Below are 15,279 nucleotides of genomic sequence, written 5' to 3'. Positions count from 1 at the left end.
ATACGCCCGTCTTCCACGAATGGTCTCAACTCCGCGAGAAGAGCAAAAATGCACGAGCACCCCAATACACACCGGAAGCTGCGGTGGCGTTCTGTCGCCGCTGCACTGGCGGCGGCCGTGGCGGCCTCCGTCTTCCTTGCCGTTCCGTCAGCCCAGGCAAACACGCCCTCGGATCCGCCGAGCGGCGGGCAGATGCCGGCTCCGACACCCGGCTTCCCCCTGCCCACGAAGCACACCCAGCAGGCGTTCGATCCAGCCGCGGCCTTCACCTCCAAGTGGACGCGTGCCGATGCCAAGCAGATCATGGCCCAAAGCAGCACAAGCGTAACCCCGGGCCAGAACTCCATGAGCCCGAACGTCACCATGCCGGAAATCCCCCAGGACTTCCCGGCCATGAACGACGACGTCTGGGTTTGGGACACGTGGTCCCTGACCGACGAGAACGCAAACCAGATCAGCTACAAGGGCTGGGACGTGATCTTCTCACTCGTTGCCGACCGCCACGCCGGCTACGGCTTCGACCAGCGGCACTGGAACGCCCGGATCGGCTATTTCTTCCGCAAGACCAACGCCGATCCGGCCAAGGACAAGTGGAACTACGGCGGACACCTGTTCCTGGACAACACCTCCGTCGGCAACACCGAATGGTCCGGTTCCACCCGCCTCATGCAGGGGAACCACGTCAACGTCTTCTACACCGCAACGACGTTCTACGACGTTGCCGAGCGCAACGCCGGCGGCGGCGGAATCGCCCCGGATGCCGTGATCGCCAAGGCACTGGGCAACATCCACGCTGACAAGAACGGCGTGAGCTTCGACGGCTTCGAGCACACCAAACTCCTTGAGCCGGACGGCGTCATGTACCAGAACAAGGCCCAGAACCCAGGGTTCGCCTTCCGGGACCCCTACACGTTCGTAGACCCGGCGCACCCGGGCAAGACCTTCATGGTCTTCGAAGGCAACACCGGCGGCCAGCGGGGCGACTACAAGTGCACGGAGCAGGACCTGGGCTACCAGCCCGGGGACCCCCGCGCCGAATCCGCGAACACCGTCAACGCCACCACCGGTGCATGGTTCCAGACGGCCAACGTGGGCCTGGCCGTGGCGGACAACAAAGACCTGACCAAATGGCACTTCCTGCCGCCGATCCTGTCCGCCAACTGCGTCAACGACCAGACCGAGCGTCCGCAGATCTTCATCCAGAGCGAGGGCGGCAAGAACAAGTACTACCTGTTCACCATCAGCCACCAGTTCACCTATGCAGATGGAATGCGCGGCCCCGACGGAGTTTACGGCTTTGTGGGCGACGGCGTCCGTTCCGACTACCAGCCCATGAACAACAGCGGCCTGACGCTGGCATCCCCCACGGACCTGAATATGCCAGCCAACGCGCCCGAAGGGCCGGATCCCCGCCAGAACGGCCGCCAGTTCCAGGCCTACTCGCACTACGTGCAGCCGGGCGGGCTGGTGCAGTCCTTTATCGACAACGTGGACGGCGTCCGCGGCGGGTCCCTCTCGCCCACCGTGAAGATCAACTTCCGCAACGGAGTTTCGGCCGTTGACCGCACCTTCGGCCAGAACGGCCTGGGCCCGTTCGGGTACCTGCCCACGAACCTCAACGTCGGCGGTGCCGGGCTGTACAAGTAGTGCAGTAGGCAGTCATGAGACGGAAGCACCCGGATTTCCGGGTGCTTCCGTCCCCCCGCAGGCCCTGGACCGACAGGGCCTAGACCGACGGGCCATAGATGGGCGGGATGGCTTCCACCAAAACCAGGAATGTTAAATCATGAAAAACCATTGGACGATCTGGATGGTGGCCGCCGTGGCCGCCGCCGCTGCCGTTCTGATCGCGGTGGCGCTGGTCCCTTCGCCGGGATCCAGCCCGGGTTCCCAGAGCCACGCCGGGCAGGCGCAGCCAGCTTTCGACCGGCCCGAGGGGGCATCCGAGTTCCGGCCGAGCTATCACATAACGCCCGGGAAGAACTGGATGAATGATCCGCAGCGTCCCATCCTGCTCGACGGCGTGTGGCACTACTACTACCTCTACAACGCCGGGTACCCGAAGGAGAACGGCACCGAGTGGTACCACCTGACCAGCACGGACCTTGTGCACTGGAAGGAGGAGGGAGTGGCGATCACCAAGTACAAAAACGGGCTGGGCGACATCGAAACCGGAAGCGCCGTGGTGGACCAGGACAATTCGGCCGGCTTTGGCAAGGGGGCTGTCATTGCGGTCATGACGCAGCAGGACCAGAGAATCCAGCGGCAGTCCCTGTTCTATTCCACTGACCACGGATACTCCTTCACCGCCTATGCGCAGAACCCGGTCATGGAAAACCCAGGCGAACCGGACTGGCGGGATCCCAAAATCATCCGGGATGCGGCCCACGGCCAATGGGTGATGGCCCTGGCCGAAGGCGACAAGATCGGCATGTATACGTCGTCGAACCTGTTGGACTGGCACTACGCCTCAGGCATCGAACGCAAAGGTCTGGGCGTCCTGGAGTGCCCGGACCTTTTCCAGTTGGATCTCGACGGTGATCCATCCAAACGGACCTGGGTCCTGGCCGCCAGCGCCAACGGGAGCGAAGAGGGCTTCACCACGGGCGTTGCCTACTGGACTGGCGAATGGGACGGAACCCGATTCACCCCGTCTGACGGGCCGCACCAGTGGCTCGACGCCGGCTCCGACTTCTACGCCGCCGTGACGTGGGATGATCCCAGGCTCACCGAAAGCCAGCGGATGTCCTCGCGGCACGCCATCGGGTGGATGAACAACTGGCAGTACGCCCGGCAGCTGCCCACTCAGGACTGGCACGGCGGCGCCGACTCCATAGTGAGGGACATACGGCTGCAAACAATCGACGGAAAGCCAACGCTGGTGTCGAGCCCCACGACTGCCATGAAATCCCTTGAAGGCCCCGCGGCAACCACCGGGGAACGTCGACTGACACCGGATGGCGCAGGACAACTGCCGGTCCCGGAAGGCGGGGCGTACCGGCTCGATGTAACTCTAGAGCGGACAGCGCAGGACGACGGTTCCGTTGCCAGGATCAAACTCGAAAGCGGCGGGGGCACGTTTGCCACCGTCGGATACGACTTCGCCACCGAGTCAGCATTCATCTCCCGGGAGTCCGATGTTGCCGCCACCGGCAAGGCAGAACTCAGCCCCGACTATCGGGCATCGCGGCGCGCAGCCAGCCCAGCGCGGAACGGGACGGTGGAGCTAACGATTTTCGTCGACTATTGCTCGGTGGAGGTTTTCATCAACGGCGGGGAAAAGACCATGACGTCACTCGTTTTCCCCGCTGCGGGGACGCCGGGGGTCAAAGCCGTCACGGCAGGGGGCATGCTGACGCTGAAGTCCTTCAGCTACCGGCGCTTGGCCTCCACCCGGTGATCAGCTGTTGCCCGCAGCGGCGGGGATCCGGACGGCCCTGCCGCTGACCACTATTCCGCCGGCAGCGGGAATGTCCACGGTGAGCAGGCCCGGACGGCCGACGTGCCGTCCCTGGTGGATGAGGACTCTCGACGGGGGAGCGACCAGGCCCAGGATGCGCAGGTAGGCGCCGACGGCCGCCGCGGCCGCCCCGGTGGCGGGGTCCTCCGTGATGGCACCCACGGGGAACAGGTTCCGGGCTTCGAATTCGCCATCTGCAATCGGGTGCAGGACGGTCACTGTCGCGGCCCAGCCCTGTGCGTCCATCAGCCGGCGCACGGCCTCCGGATCGAAGGAAAAGGAGTCGAAAAGATAGCGGTCCGCGACGACCAGCACCGGATGCCAGTTCCCCGAATACGCGATCCGCGGCGGATAGGCCGGATCGAGATCGTCCAGGCCGAAACCGAGCAATCCAAGAAGTTCAGCCAGGACGTCGTCGTCGAAGGCGGCCAGCTGTGGTTCAACGCCCGTGAAGGATGCCGTGATCTCGGCACCATCTCCCGCCGTTTCTATGCGGACGGGGCCGACGGGGGTCTCGAAGGTGAAGGCGCCCGCCCCGTCGCGTGCGCTCAGCGCAACGGCCAGCGCAATCGTCGCATGCCCGCAGAATGGCACCTCGGCGATCGGCGAGAAGTACCGAACCCGGCTCCGGCGCGGGTCGCCGTCGATGCCCGGCTCCGTCACGAAAGCCGTCTCTGCGTACCCGACGGCGGCCGCCACCGCCAGCATCCCGGCATCATCCAGATCACGGGCATCCAGCACCAGGCCTGCAGGATTTCCGCCGTTGGGCGTCGTGGAAAAGGCCGCATAGCGCAGGACCTCCGGGGTGGTTTCCATACACCGATCCTCCCATGCCGGGCCACCGCGTCTGTGGGAGCCGCCGGCGGACCGGCCCATGAACTCACTACCGAAAGCCTTGACCGGGCAAACCTGCGGCGTCCATGCTGTGCTAACTGCTCAGCAGCATCGACGGGAAGGCCCACCATGTCCCTTGCACCCTTTTCCTCGCGTTGCCGGGTGATCCTTGCGGCCGCCGCAAGCTTCGCGCTGATGCTGGCCGGAACGCCGGCCCACGCAGCCGGGGCTGCGGGCCCGGGCAACGATGTGTCGTGGCCCCAATGCGGCAAAACGCTGCCCCGGGGCCAGACGTTCGCCGTCGTCGGCGTGAACAATGGGCTGGCCAACACCACCAACCCGTGTCTGGCGACGCAGCTGTCCTGGGCCGGGACGTCCACCGGCGGGACTGGCCAGCCCCTGGTCGCGCTCTACGTGAACACCGCCAACCCCGGTACTTCAGGATCCTGGTGGCCTACCAGCAACAACTACGGAGGAACCACCGTCGCCAACCCCTACGGACAGTGCACCGAGGGTTCAGTCGAGGAAGCCTGCTCCTACATGTACGGCTATGCCAAGGCCTACGACGATGCCAACATCCGGGGGATAAGCAACGCGGCGGCCTACACGTGGTGGCTCGATGTCGAGACCGGCAACAGCTGGTCAACCCGCCCGGCGGCGAACCGTGCCGATCTGGAGGGGATGGCGGCCTACTTCGCGAGTGTCGGAGCCCGAACGGGCCTTTACTCCGCCAAGACGCAGTGGACCCAAATTGTGGGAACGGTGCCGTCCTCGAGCAACCTTTACACGCTGCCCAGCTGGCTGGCCGGGGCGAAGTCACTCGCCGTGGCAAAACGCAAATGCTCCGAGGCGCCACTGACGGCCGGCGGGAAAGTCACCATTGCCCAGTACGTGTCGGGAGGATTCGACTACGACCATTCCTGTATCTGAGGGCCCAACGGGCACCGATTGGGACAAGACATGTCAGACCGCTAACACTTGACCTCAGTCCGGAGGTCGCGGATCGCGGCCTCGACGTTGGAGGCTTCGTCCCGGAGGGAATCAGCTGCTTGAGTCAACGTGGCATTGTCAGGCACCGCGGCGACTGCGGCATTGAACTTGGCTTCGGCGGCCATAACCGCCTCCGCCCGTTGCTGGGCGAGGTTCTCGCTTGCCTTGGCCAGCTCTTCATAGGTCTTGGAGACTTGGTCTTGGGCCGCGCGCACCTGCTCGATGGTGGCGTCCGGCTTGAGCGTGGCCTTGAAATTCGCCAGGGCCGCGGCATGGGCATCGGCAGCAGCGCAGATTTCCGACACGCTCGCGGGCGGGCTCGAGATGGCCGCGGTGGGGTTTGGGGTGGCAGCCGGCGGACTCGTGGGGCTGCATCCGGTGAGCAGTACGACGGCGGTCGCAAGCGCGATGGATCCCACGGTGATTGCGTGCGGTCTTGACATTTGGAGGCTCCTCTCCCAGCTGGGATCGCCCCCGAGCAGTGGGGCATCGAAGGGCATATCCATCGTCTGCCCGGACGCGCGTGCGGACCTCATCCGCCGGGGGTGAAATGGGCGGTAGTGCGCTGCCGGCCGGCACGGGCCCAAAGGCCCTTTTGGGACCTGCGGAACGCGGGTATTAATGGTTGTGCCACGGCGGGACGGGTCCTCCGCGACTGGTGTTGAAGCCGGGGCGGGCGGTCCAGGGCGGATGTTAAAAGCCTCCCTGGGCCGCCGCGGCGCTGAAGCAGATTTCCCGCTGTCTCGGGAACAGCTCAGCGGAACAGCTGAGGAACAGTTCATCGAAACAGGTCGCCGGGACAGCCCGGAACCATACCAAAACGACAGAGGCCCTGGCTCTGACAAATGGGAGGCGCGGCGGTGTCCGCCCGGACGTATGCTGTTTTCATCGGTTCAGCAGTGAGCTGCGTGCTTTGATCTCGAGCGTGGAACATGACCCAAGGAATTGCAGGAGACGGCCGGCAGGATCGTTATGCCTCCTTCTGGGAGCTGCACTTCAACGACCCGGATGTCGGTGCCTTCCTCAGCGAAGCCGTGAGCGAGTTTGTCGACGACATCGGTGGTCCCGGCCGTGGGATCAGCTGGGCAGTGACACTGGTCGGGTCCGCGGAGGCCCTCACGCTGACTGCGGGCAGCGCACCGGCGCGGGCCGCCGACGAGGCGCAGCGTTCCTTCGATGACGGGCCCGCCCGCACGGCGGTCCGAACCGGCGAATATGTGTTCGTGGGCGACACTTCCCTGGAGCGGCGCTGGCCCGGGTACGCCAGCGCTGCCGCAGCCTTCGGGGTCCGGTCCCTCGTATCCGTTCCACTGGCACCACAAGCGGTCTTCCATGCCGCCGTGAACCTGTACGCCGCGTGGCCGCACGTCTTCACCAGCGCAGACATCATCGCAGCGGCTCGGCTGGCCCGCTACATCTCCCGTGCACTGCGTTTGGTCCAGGAGTTGGCGCTGAGGTCCGGGGGCGGCGCAGATCTCTCTTCGGCGCAGCTCTCCCGGGCACTGGCAGGGCTGGCGCTGCGGACGCTGGTGCGGGAGTACGGGTTCAGCGAAGAAGGGGCGCTTGACTACCTGCGCAGCGTCGCGGGCGGAGCCGCGCGGGAATCATCCGGCGCCACGGTCCACGTCCTGGTCCCCGATTCCGTTCCGGACCAGAACGTGCCCCTGCCCAGTCCCTATGCCGCGGCGCCACACGGCGGAGACACGCCCCCCGTCCGGCGGCGGCGGCGCAGGACGGGGACTCCGGCGTAGGCGGACACCGGCACGCGGCCCGCGGGACGGCAAACCGGGCCCAGCCAGGGCAGGGGTCACGCCGCGCTGGCGTCTTCTGTTCCGTGGGCATGACCTGGCCGGAGGACCTTCAGCGCGCCGGCCCACGCGATCACCTGGTCAAACAGGATCTGCAGGCTCTTTTCCGCGGCCGCCGTCGGGATGAAAGTGCGGTAATTCGCGAACTCCGTGGCCAGGGGCAGCGCCACCTGGGCCCGGACGTCGGCCATCTGCAGCTCCGCGGACACTCCGCGGAAGTGTTCGACGGCGCGGATGCCGCCGCTGCTTCCGTAGCTGACAAACCCGGCCGCCTTGTTGTTCCACTCCTTGTAGAGGTAGTCCACAGCGTTTTTCAGTGCGCCGGGAATCGAGTGGTTGTACTCGCCCGTGACGAAGATGTAGCCGTCGAATCCGTCGACAGCTTCGGACCAGGCCTTGGTGTAGGGCTGGCTGTACCGGCCGAGGGAGGGTGGCAGCGGCTCGTCCAGCAGCGGAAGATCAAAATCGGCGACGTCGAGGACGTCAAAGGTGGCATCGCCGCGTTCTGATGCCCGGGCACTTACCCAGTCGGCGACGGCCTTTCCGAGGCGACCGGGCCGGGTGCTCCCGAGCACGATAGCGATGCGGATCATGGCGGGCTCCTTTCCGGAAGTAATGTTTGCCCACACTCAGAACAACAAAACAAAGGGCTCGAAACTTCCGCAACCGCCGTGGGCCCCGCGGGTTCAGGGGCTAACGCGCGGCACGTCGATGGTCCGGCAGGATCCGTCCGCCGCGCAGCACGGCCACGAGGTCGAAGCCCGGGTCAACGGCGATGATATCGGCGCGCATTCCAGCCCGGAGGGCGCCGATCTCGGTCTCCAGGCCCAGGACCCGGGCCGGACCCAGGGTGGCCGCCGCGACAGCGTCGGCCGGACTCACCCCCGCCGCGATGGCCATGCGGACAACCTCCAACAGGGTCGCCGTGCCCCCGGCAAGGGCGCCGTTGCTCCGCAGGGTGGCTACGCCGTCGTGCACCACCACTTCCGCGGGGCCGAGTTCGTAGTCGCCGTCGGGCAGCCCGGTTGCCGCCATGGAGTCCGTCACCAGCGCGATGCCCCCGGCTCCGACCAGGTCAAAGACCATCCGGACCGTCTCCGGGTCGAGGTGGACGCCGTCGCCGACGAGCTCGACCACGACCGTGCCGGCGGCCGCCAGCCGCAGGCACGCGGCCGCCGGTCCGGGACTCCGGTGATGCAGGGGAGGCATGCCGTTGAACAGATGGGTCACCGTGGGCCGGGCCCGCGGCCCGAAGACCCCGGAAGCCGCGCCCCCGCGGATGAGGTCCGCGGCCTCCGCCAGTGAGGCCGCGGCCACGGGGGCAGCGGCATCGGTATGGCCCAGCGAGGGGATCACCCCGTGGTCCGTGAGGATCCGGAGGAGCTCACCCGCGCCGGGCAGTTCGGGGGCGTACGTCATGGTCCGCAGGGCTCCGCCGGCCGCCGCCACCAGCCGCCGGAGCAGCGCAGGGTCGGGGGCGCGGAGCCAGCGCGGGTCCTGCGCGCCGCACCGGGCGGCGGAGAGGAAGGGCCCCTCGGAGTGCACGCCGGCGATCAGTCCCTCGGCCGCCAGGACGTTGAGTACGCCGAGCGACCCCACCAGCTCATCTTCCGGGGCGGTGACGAGGCTCGCCAGGAGGGTGGTGGTCCCGTTGCGGTGCAGGAAGTCCACGGCCGCCCGGCAGCCCCGGTCATTGCCGGCCGGGAATCCGCCGCCCGCGGCGCCGTGGCAATGGAGGTCGACAAGCCCGGGAAGCAGGGAGCTGCCGGGCGGCAGCGGGAGCTCCTCCGCATCCGGGAAATGTGCGGCGTCAAAGCCGTCGCCGGGTCCCGCGTAGGCGATCCGGCCGCCTTTCACCGCCACCACGCAGCCCGGTGTGCAGGCGCCGTCCGTGATGAGGGCACCCCGCAGGATGTAGGCAGGGGCGGCGGCTTCGCGGTCCTCGAGGGGCAGGATCATGGTGCCAAACCTAGCGCAGCACGACGGTCCTGTTGCCCTGGAGGATGACGCGTCCCTCGCAGTGCCAGCGGACGGCGTTGGAGAGTGCCCTGCATTCGGTGTCGCGCCCGGCGGCCACGAGATCGTCCGGACTGAAAGTATGGTCCACCTCCACCACTTGCTGGGAGATGATGGGCCCTTCGTCCAGTTCCGCGTTGACGTAGTGGGCGGTGGCGCCGACCGTCTTCACGCCCCGGGCGTGCGCCTGGTGGTAGGGCTTCGCGCCCTTGAAGCTGGGCAGGAAGGAGTGGTGGATGTTGATGGCGCGGCCATCCAGCTGGCGGGTGAGGTTGTCGCTGAGGACCTGCATGTAACGGGCCAGGACCACCAGTTCGACGTCCATCCGGTCGATCAGTTCCAGAAGCCGCTGTTCAGCGGCGGGCTTGGTGTCCGGCGTGATCGGCACATGGAAGAACGGGATTCCGTGCCATTCGACGGTCCGCCGGTGGTCGGGGTGGTTGGAGACGACGCCGACGATCTCGATGGGCAGTTCTCCGGTGCGTGCCCGGTACAGCAGATCGTTGAGGCAGTGCTCGAATTTCGAGACCATGATCAGCACGCGCCGTTTGGTCCCGTGCCGCCGAAGCTCCCAGCGCATGCCGAATTTTTCGGCGACCGGCACAAATGCGTCCCGCAGCAAAGCCAGGGTGGTTTGGTCTCCGGCCGACGCGAAATGGACCCGCATGAAGAAGTGGCCGTCGAGCTGTGAGTCGAACTGCTTGCTTTCCAGGATGTCGCAGCCCTGGTCCAGCAGGAAACCGGACACGGCGTGGACTATCCCGCGCGTTTCCGGGCAGTCCAGTGTCAGGACGTGCTCAACGGTGTCGGGTGTCTGGTCCGGGGCCATGGTCAGCACTCCACGACGTTCACGGCGAGGCCCCCGCGGGAGGTTTCCTTGTACTTGGTTTTCATGTCTGCTCCTGTTTCGCGCATGGTCTTGATTGCTTTGTCCAGCGAGACTTTGTGGCTGCCGTCGCCGTGGAGGCACAGGCGGGCGGCGTTGATGGCTTTGACGCTGGCGATCGCGTTGCGTTCGATGCAGGGGATCTGCACGAGCCCGCCGACGGGGTCGCAGGTCAGCCCGAGGTTGTGCTCGATCCCGACTTCGGCGGCGTTTTCCACCTGCTCCGGGGTCCCGCCCAGCACTTCGCAGAGTCCCGCCGCCGCCATGGAGCAGGCGGATCCGACTTCGCCCTGGCAGCCGACCTCTGCCCCGGAGATGGAAGCGTTGATCTTGAACAGGATCCCGACGGCGGCCGCCGCCAGCAGGAAGCGGATGACGCCGTCGTCGTTGGCGCCGGGGACGAACTTGACGTAATAGTGCAGCACGGCCGGCACAATGCCGGCGGCACCGTTGGTGGGCGCGGTGACGATCCGGCCCCCCGCGGCGTTTTCCTCGTTGACGGCCAGCGCGAAGAGGTTCACCCATTCCATGGCGAGCAGCGGGTCGGCCGGGACCTGGACCGGCGATGGGTTCCGGGCGTCCGCCTCGGCGCTGACGGCGGATGCTGCCAGCGTCCGAAACAACGACGGGGCGCGCCGTTTGACGTTCAACCCGCCGGGCAGGATGCCCTCGGCAGCGCAGCCGTTGTCCACGCACTGGCGCATGACCGCCCACAGGGCCAAGAGCTTCTCCCGGAGGTCGGCTTCGGTACGCCAGACGAGTTCGTTGGCCAGCATCACGTCGGAGACGGACATATTCTCTCGGTGGCATATTTCAAGGAGTTCGTCAGCTGTTGTGAACGGGTAGGGCAGAACCGTGTCGTCGGCCACCACGTGGTCGGCGCCTAGTGCATTGCCATCGACGACGAAGCCGCCCCCAACCGAATAGAAGCTCCGTTCGCTGAGGACGTCGCCGGCGTGGTCGAGGGCCCGGAAGGTCATGCCGTTCGGATGGGCGGGCAGCGACTTGCGGCGGTGCAGGACCACGTCCTCGTCCCAGTTGAAATCCACCCGGTGATGGCCGGCGAGCTGCAGCTCCGCATCCAGGGCAGCGGCAGCCACCTGGTCATCGGCAGTGCCCGTGTCCACGGTCTCGGGGTCCTGGCCCTGGAGGCCCAGGACGACGGCCTTGTCCGAACCGTGGCCCCGGCCGGTGGCGCCGAGGGAACCGAACAGCTCGGCCTGCACCCTCGCCGTGGAACTCAGCTGTCCGTCGCTCTTGAGCCCGTCGGCGAACCGCTTGGCCGCCCGCATCGGGCCGACCGTGTGGGAGGAGGACGGCCCGATGCCAACAGAAAACAGGTCAAGGACGCTGAGCGCCATCAGGGGACCTCGGTGGAGGCATATTCGCGCATGGCGTCGAGGAGCCAGCGGCCGAGGAACTCCGCGAAGGATGCACGCGGGAAGATCCGGTAGGTCTCGTCCCCGGTCTTCCACAGAACGACGGGGATGCCGCCGATTTCCGTGGACAGGGCCGTTCCGGGCTGGAAGACGCGGGGGTGCAGGTCCAGGGCGCAGCCCTTCTCCAGCACAGCACTGGCCCGGGGTCCGGAGAGCTCGAGTGTGGTGCGGTTGGCGGAGAGATCCACCACCTGGCCCTGGCCGTCGCCCAGTGCTGCGATGAGCGCCCGGGGGAGCTCACCGCCCAGGCTTTCGTGGGATTCGGCGGGGGCCACGAGCAGGAATTCTGCCGGGCCCAGCCACAGCACTGCGGTGTCGCCGCTGCCGCGGACTTCCCCGGAAGCGGAGGGCAGACCACCCGTGAGGGCGCCCAGCCGCTGCCCTGCGTCGCCGGCAGGATCGACCCGGAGCCCTGCCATGGTCAGAAACGGCACCTCGCGCAGCTCCACGGTGCTCGCAACGGATCCCGCTTCAAAAGCCGTTCTCAGGAGCGACGCCGGACTCTTCCTGAGGGTCTGGATCTTCTTGGAATTTTCGAGTGCTGCGGTGTCAGCCATCTTTGCGGGCCCCTTCAGAGTCAAATAGTACGGTTTCTGCGACGATTACGTCCACGAGTTGGTCGCCGGCGGCGGCCACCAGGGTCTCGCCAATGCGGTTGCGGCCGTTCTTGATCAGGGCCAGGGCAAACGACCTGCCCAGCGCCGCACTGTGGTAGCTCGAGGTCACGAATCCCTGCATGGGCACGGGGCCGTAGGCGGGGTTGACGGTGATGCCCTGTTCCACCAGTTGGGTGCCTTCGGGGAGCCGGATGGTGCCGTCCACGGGGAGGACGCTGACCAGGTGTTTCCGGTCGGTGCGGCCGGCGTCCTTGCGGGTGTAGGAGCGTTTGCCGATGAAGTCCTTGACCTTGGACACGACCCATTCCATGCCGGCGTCCTGCGGTGTCACGGTCCCGTCAGTGTCCTGGCCGACGATCGGATACCCCTTCTCCGCACGCAGCACGTGCATGGTCTCGGTACCGTACGGGGTGATGTTGAACTCCGCGCCGGCCGCCGCCACGGCTTCCCAGGTGCTCAGCCCGTACCAGGACGGGATGTTGATTTCGTAGGCCAGTTCGCCGGAGAACGAGATCCGGCAGACCCGGGCCTGGACACCGGATGCCAGGGTGGTTTCCTTGAACGTCATGAACGGAAAGGCCTCGGCGTCCAGGCCGCCGTCGGCTGCCAGTTCCGGAGCCACTTTGGCGAGAACGGCGCGGGATTTCGGACCGACGACGGCGATGGTGGACCACTGCTCCGTGACGGAGGTGCAGTGCACATCCAGTTCCGGCCATTCGGTCTGCAGCCATTCCTCCAGCCAGTCCAGCACCTTGGCCGCGCCGCCGGTGGTGGTGGTCATGAAGAACCGGTCCTCGTCCAGGCGCAGGGTGACGCCGTCGTCGAAGATCATTCCGTCCGGGGTGCACATGACGCCGTAGCGGGCCGAACCCGGAGCGAGTTTCTTGAACGCGTTGGTGTAGATGCGGTTCAGGAACTCGCCGGCGTCCTTGCCGCGGATCTCGATCTTGCCCAGGGTGGTGGCGTCCATGAAACCCACGGATTCCCGGACGGCGGCGCATTCACGGAGCACCGCGGTGTCCATGTCCTCGCCGTCCTGCGGGTAGTACCAGGGGCGCTTCCACTGGCCGACGTCTTCGAAGAGGGCTCCCTGGGCGACATGCCAGGGGTGGATGGAAGTGAGGCGTGCGGGGTCGAAGAGTTCGCCGCGCTGGCGTCCGGCCAGAGCGGCAAACGCCACGGGCGTGAAGGGGGCGCGGTAGGTGGTGGTGCCAATGTCGCCGATCCCGCGGGACGCTTCGCCGGCTGTCCGGAGCGCGGCGGCGATGACGCCGATCGCATTCACCCCGGAGGTCTTGCCCTGGTCGTTGGCGGTGCTGATCGAGGTGTAGCGCTTGATGTGCTCCACGGACCGCATGCCGGCACCGGTGGAGCGGAGGACATCGGCCACGGACTGGTCGCGCTGGAAATCCACGAAGTGGTGGTGCCAGTCATCCGGGCCGCCGTCCTGCCCGGGTACCAGCCAGAGCTGGCGGGTGGGGGCGGCGGCGCGCGGCGGCGTCGGCGCAGACGGTTCAGCATCGGACTCAAAGCCCGCGGCGATGACCGCCGCGGCCCCGGCGGAGATGCCTTCGGCCACGCAGTCGTCGAGGTCGAAGCTGCCGCGTCCGGAGCCGGCCACCTGCTGGTTGGGGACCACGCTGTTGGGGACGAAGGCGGCGAGGTCTTCGTCCCAGCGGAGCCTGCCCTGGCGCTGGGAGTGCAGGTGCACCACCGGTGACCAGCCGCCGGAGACGGCCAGCAGGTCGCAGGCGAGGTGTTCGATGCCCGAGGTGAGTTCGCCGGCGTCGTTGATGCTCCGGACGGTGACGCCGAGGAGCCGACCGTCGCCGGTCACAGCGGCGGTGGTGTTGGCGACGGCGCTGCCGATCAGCACCCGCGTTCCCGCGGCCGCAGCTACCGCGGCGGTTTCGCTCAGCTGTGGGCGGGCGTCCACGACGGCCTCGACCTTGATGCCGGCGGCGCGGAGGTCGGCGGCCAGGGCGTAGGCGCTGTCGTTGGTGGTGCTGATGACCACCCGGGAACCGGCGGCGACGGCGTATCGGTTGAGGTAGCTGCGCACCGCGGAGGCCAGCATGATGCCGGGGCGGTCGTTGTTTTCGAAAACGAGCGGGCGTTCGTGGGCGCCCGGGGCCAGGATGACCTGGGCGGCGCGGATGTGCCAGATCCGCTGGCGGGACACGCCGGGCGCGGCCGGGGTGAGGAGGTGGTCCGTCCGGTTCTGGGCCGCGATGATGTAGTTGGAGTCGTAGGAGCCGAAGGCCGTGGTGCGGTTCAGTACCGTGCACTCGGCCGCGGAGATCAGTTCGGCTTCAACATTGGCCACCCATTCCAGGGCGGGCTGCCCTTCGATGCTCTCGACGAGGGCCGGATCCGTGGAGCCGGACAACAGCGAGCCGCCCAGTTCGGGCTGGTCGTCGATAAGGATGACCCGGGCGCCGGAGCGGACGGCCTCGCGGGCCGCGGCCAGGCCTGCCGGGCCGCCACCGACCACCAGGACGTCGGTGTGGACATACTTCTTGTCGTATTCGGCGTGGTCCTCGGCCGGGTCCAGCTTGCCCAGTCCGCTGAGCAGTTCAGTGCTGAGGCCGTCCACGAGGGACACCGTGGTGGCCGGGAGCATGGATTCGGCCACGTGGCCCGGGAACCGGGCCGCGACCTTGACCAGGGCGTTGGATTCCTCGACGCCGGCGGACATGATGCCGCGGGGCCGGCCCTCATACAGGGAGTCACCCGCGCGGAGCCGGCCGTTGGCCAGCAGGGCGGAGGCGAGGGTGTCGCCGGGGTGGCCAGTGTACTCACGGCCGTCCAGGGTGAAGCGCCACGTGACGCTGCGGTCGATGCGTCCGCCGGTGCTAAGACGCGCGGGCTGCGGCTGAGCGGTCATTTGACTGCTCCTTCCGGGGAGACGGGGCTGGTGACGGTGGGGGCTGTGGGGCCCGTGGCTGCGTTTTCCTTGTCAGGGCGCGGCTGGCCCATCGGATATACGGCCTGGATGTCGTACGTGAGCGTGTCGCGGAGCATGTTGAACCATTGCCGGCAGCCGGTGCTGTGCAGCCAGCGTTCGGCGAAGGCGCCCTTAGTGTTGTCGCGGTAGAACAGGTACTCGGCCCATTCGCGGTCCGTGAGCTCTGCCGGGTTTTCGGGGTAGGCCACGTGGGCCTGTCCGCCGTAGTGGAATTCGGTCTCGTCGCGGGGACCGCAGTTGGGGCAGGGAATCAGGAGCATG

Annotated in this window: 13 protein-coding genes; 4 read left to right on the top strand and 9 right to left on the bottom strand. The window is 67.1% G+C overall.

The features are described from left to right. Nucleotides 1-48 precede the first annotated feature (48 nt). Nucleotides 49-1,647 (top strand): glycoside hydrolase family 68 protein, encoded by a 1,599-nt coding sequence (locus AC1D1A_RS08710; protein ID WP_476856058.1) that lies wholly within the window; start codon nt 49-51, stop codon nt 1,645-1,647. Nucleotides 1,648-1,786: 139 nt separating this feature from the next. After that, nucleotides 1,787-3,400: a glycoside hydrolase family 32 protein gene (locus AC1D1A_RS08705; protein WP_476947535.1), complete on the top strand. Its 1,614-nt coding sequence runs from the start codon at nt 1,787-1,789 to the stop codon at nt 3,398-3,400. Here the strand turns inward: AC1D1A_RS08705 and AC1D1A_RS08700 are convergent, their stop codons facing one another. Beyond that, nucleotides 3,401-4,276, bottom strand: coding sequence for a PhzF family phenazine biosynthesis protein (locus AC1D1A_RS08700; protein ID WP_476947534.1), 876 nt, complete (start codon nt 4,274-4,276; stop codon nt 3,401-3,403). Between the two features lie 147 nt (nt 4,277-4,423). Between AC1D1A_RS08700 and AC1D1A_RS08695 the strand changes: the two genes are divergently transcribed. After that, nucleotides 4,424-5,224, top strand: coding sequence for a glycoside hydrolase family 25 domain-containing protein (locus AC1D1A_RS08695; RefSeq protein WP_476856060.1), 801 nt, complete (start codon nt 4,424-4,426; stop codon nt 5,222-5,224). A gap of 41 nt (nt 5,225-5,265) precedes the next feature. Here the strand turns inward: AC1D1A_RS08695 and AC1D1A_RS08690 are convergent, their stop codons facing one another. Beyond that, entirely contained in the window at nt 5,266-5,727 is a 462-nt protein-coding gene (locus tag AC1D1A_RS08690) for a hypothetical protein (RefSeq protein WP_476947533.1), read from the bottom strand. 489 nt (nt 5,728-6,216) lie between these two features. On the opposite strand from AC1D1A_RS08690, the gene AC1D1A_RS08685 reads away from it, so the two are divergent. After that, nucleotides 6,217-7,035 (top strand): GAF domain-containing protein, encoded by an 819-nt coding sequence (locus AC1D1A_RS08685; protein WP_476947532.1) that lies wholly within the window; start codon nt 6,217-6,219, stop codon nt 7,033-7,035. Nucleotides 7,036-7,091: 56 nt separating this feature from the next. Here the strand turns inward: AC1D1A_RS08685 and AC1D1A_RS08680 are convergent, their stop codons facing one another. The 7 genes from AC1D1A_RS08680 to AC1D1A_RS08650 all read right to left on the bottom strand — a co-directional run bounded on the left by AC1D1A_RS08680 (nt 7,092) and on the right by AC1D1A_RS08650 (nt 15,278). Further along, a complete protein-coding gene (locus AC1D1A_RS08680; protein ID WP_476947531.1) occupies nt 7,092-7,685 on the bottom strand; it encodes an NADPH-dependent FMN reductase in 594 nt (197 codons plus the stop codon). Between the two features lie 100 nt (nt 7,686-7,785). Beyond that, on the bottom strand, nt 7,786-9,051 hold the full coding sequence (locus AC1D1A_RS08675; RefSeq protein ID WP_476947530.1) for an N-acetylglucosamine-6-phosphate deacetylase: 1,266 nt from the start codon (nt 9,049-9,051) through the stop codon (nt 7,786-7,788). 10 nt (nt 9,052-9,061) lie between these two features. After that, entirely contained in the window at nt 9,062-9,937 is an 876-nt protein-coding gene (gene purU, locus AC1D1A_RS08670) for a formyltetrahydrofolate deformylase (RefSeq protein ID WP_223914772.1), read from the bottom strand. A gap of 2 nt (nt 9,938-9,939) precedes the next feature. Next, on the bottom strand, nt 9,940-11,355 hold the full coding sequence (locus AC1D1A_RS08665) for an L-serine ammonia-lyase (protein ID WP_476932379.1): 1,416 nt from the start codon (nt 11,353-11,355) through the stop codon (nt 9,940-9,942). After that, a complete protein-coding gene (locus tag AC1D1A_RS08660) occupies nt 11,355-11,990 on the bottom strand; it encodes a sarcosine oxidase subunit gamma (RefSeq protein ID WP_476947529.1) in 636 nt (211 codons plus the stop codon). Before AC1D1A_RS08660 ends, AC1D1A_RS08665 begins: the two co-directional genes overlap by 1 nt. Continuing rightward, a complete protein-coding gene (locus tag AC1D1A_RS08655; protein WP_476947528.1) occupies nt 11,983-14,937 on the bottom strand; it encodes a sarcosine oxidase subunit alpha family protein in 2,955 nt (984 codons plus the stop codon). Before AC1D1A_RS08655 ends, AC1D1A_RS08660 begins: the two co-directional genes overlap by 8 nt. Continuing rightward, entirely contained in the window at nt 14,934-15,278 is a 345-nt protein-coding gene (locus AC1D1A_RS08650) for a sarcosine oxidase subunit delta (RefSeq protein WP_476947527.1), read from the bottom strand. The genes AC1D1A_RS08655 and AC1D1A_RS08650 overlap by 4 nt, the downstream gene beginning before the upstream one ends. Nucleotide 15,279 lies beyond the last annotated feature (1 nt).

Source organism: Arthrobacter sp. P1_B9, assembly GCF_056406495.1.
The sequence above is the reverse complement of the archived record's forward strand: the minus strand, read 5'-3'. Positions and strand labels throughout refer to the sequence as shown.

Bases quoted from the DNA above. Each gene is read 5' to 3' on its own strand.
- AC1D1A_RS08710 (WP_476856058.1), top strand. From the start codon at position 49: ATGCACGAGCACCCCAATACACACCGGAAGCTGCGGTGGCGTTCTGTC.
- AC1D1A_RS08705 (WP_476947535.1), top strand. From the start codon at position 1,787: ATGAAAAACCATTGGACGATCTGGATGGTGGCCGCCGTGGCCGCCGCC.
- AC1D1A_RS08700 (WP_476947534.1), bottom strand. From the start codon at position 4,276: ATGGAAACCACCCCGGAGGTCCTGCGCTATGCGGCCTTTTCCACGACG.
- AC1D1A_RS08695 (WP_476856060.1), top strand. From the start codon at position 4,424: ATGTCCCTTGCACCCTTTTCCTCGCGTTGCCGGGTGATCCTTGCGGCC.
- AC1D1A_RS08690 (WP_476947533.1), bottom strand. From the start codon at position 5,727: ATGTCAAGACCGCACGCAATCACCGTGGGATCCATCGCGCTTGCGACC.
- AC1D1A_RS08685 (WP_476947532.1), top strand. From the start codon at position 6,217: ATGACCCAAGGAATTGCAGGAGACGGCCGGCAGGATCGTTATGCCTCC.
- AC1D1A_RS08680 (WP_476947531.1), bottom strand. From the start codon at position 7,685: ATGATCCGCATCGCTATCGTGCTCGGGAGCACCCGGCCCGGTCGCCTC.
- AC1D1A_RS08675 (WP_476947530.1), bottom strand. From the start codon at position 9,051: ATGATCCTGCCCCTCGAGGACCGCGAAGCCGCCGCCCCTGCCTACATC.
- purU (WP_223914772.1), bottom strand. From the start codon at position 9,937: ATGGCCCCGGACCAGACACCCGACACCGTTGAGCACGTCCTGACACTG.
- AC1D1A_RS08665 (WP_476932379.1), bottom strand. From the start codon at position 11,355: ATGGCGCTCAGCGTCCTTGACCTGTTTTCTGTTGGCATCGGGCCGTCC.
- AC1D1A_RS08660 (WP_476947529.1), bottom strand. From the start codon at position 11,990: ATGGCTGACACCGCAGCACTCGAAAATTCCAAGAAGATCCAGACCCTC.
- AC1D1A_RS08655 (WP_476947528.1), bottom strand. From the start codon at position 14,937: ATGACCGCTCAGCCGCAGCCCGCGCGTCTTAGCACCGGCGGACGCATC.
- AC1D1A_RS08650 (WP_476947527.1), bottom strand. From the start codon at position 15,278: ATGCTCCTGATTCCCTGCCCCAACTGCGGTCCCCGCGACGAGACCGAA.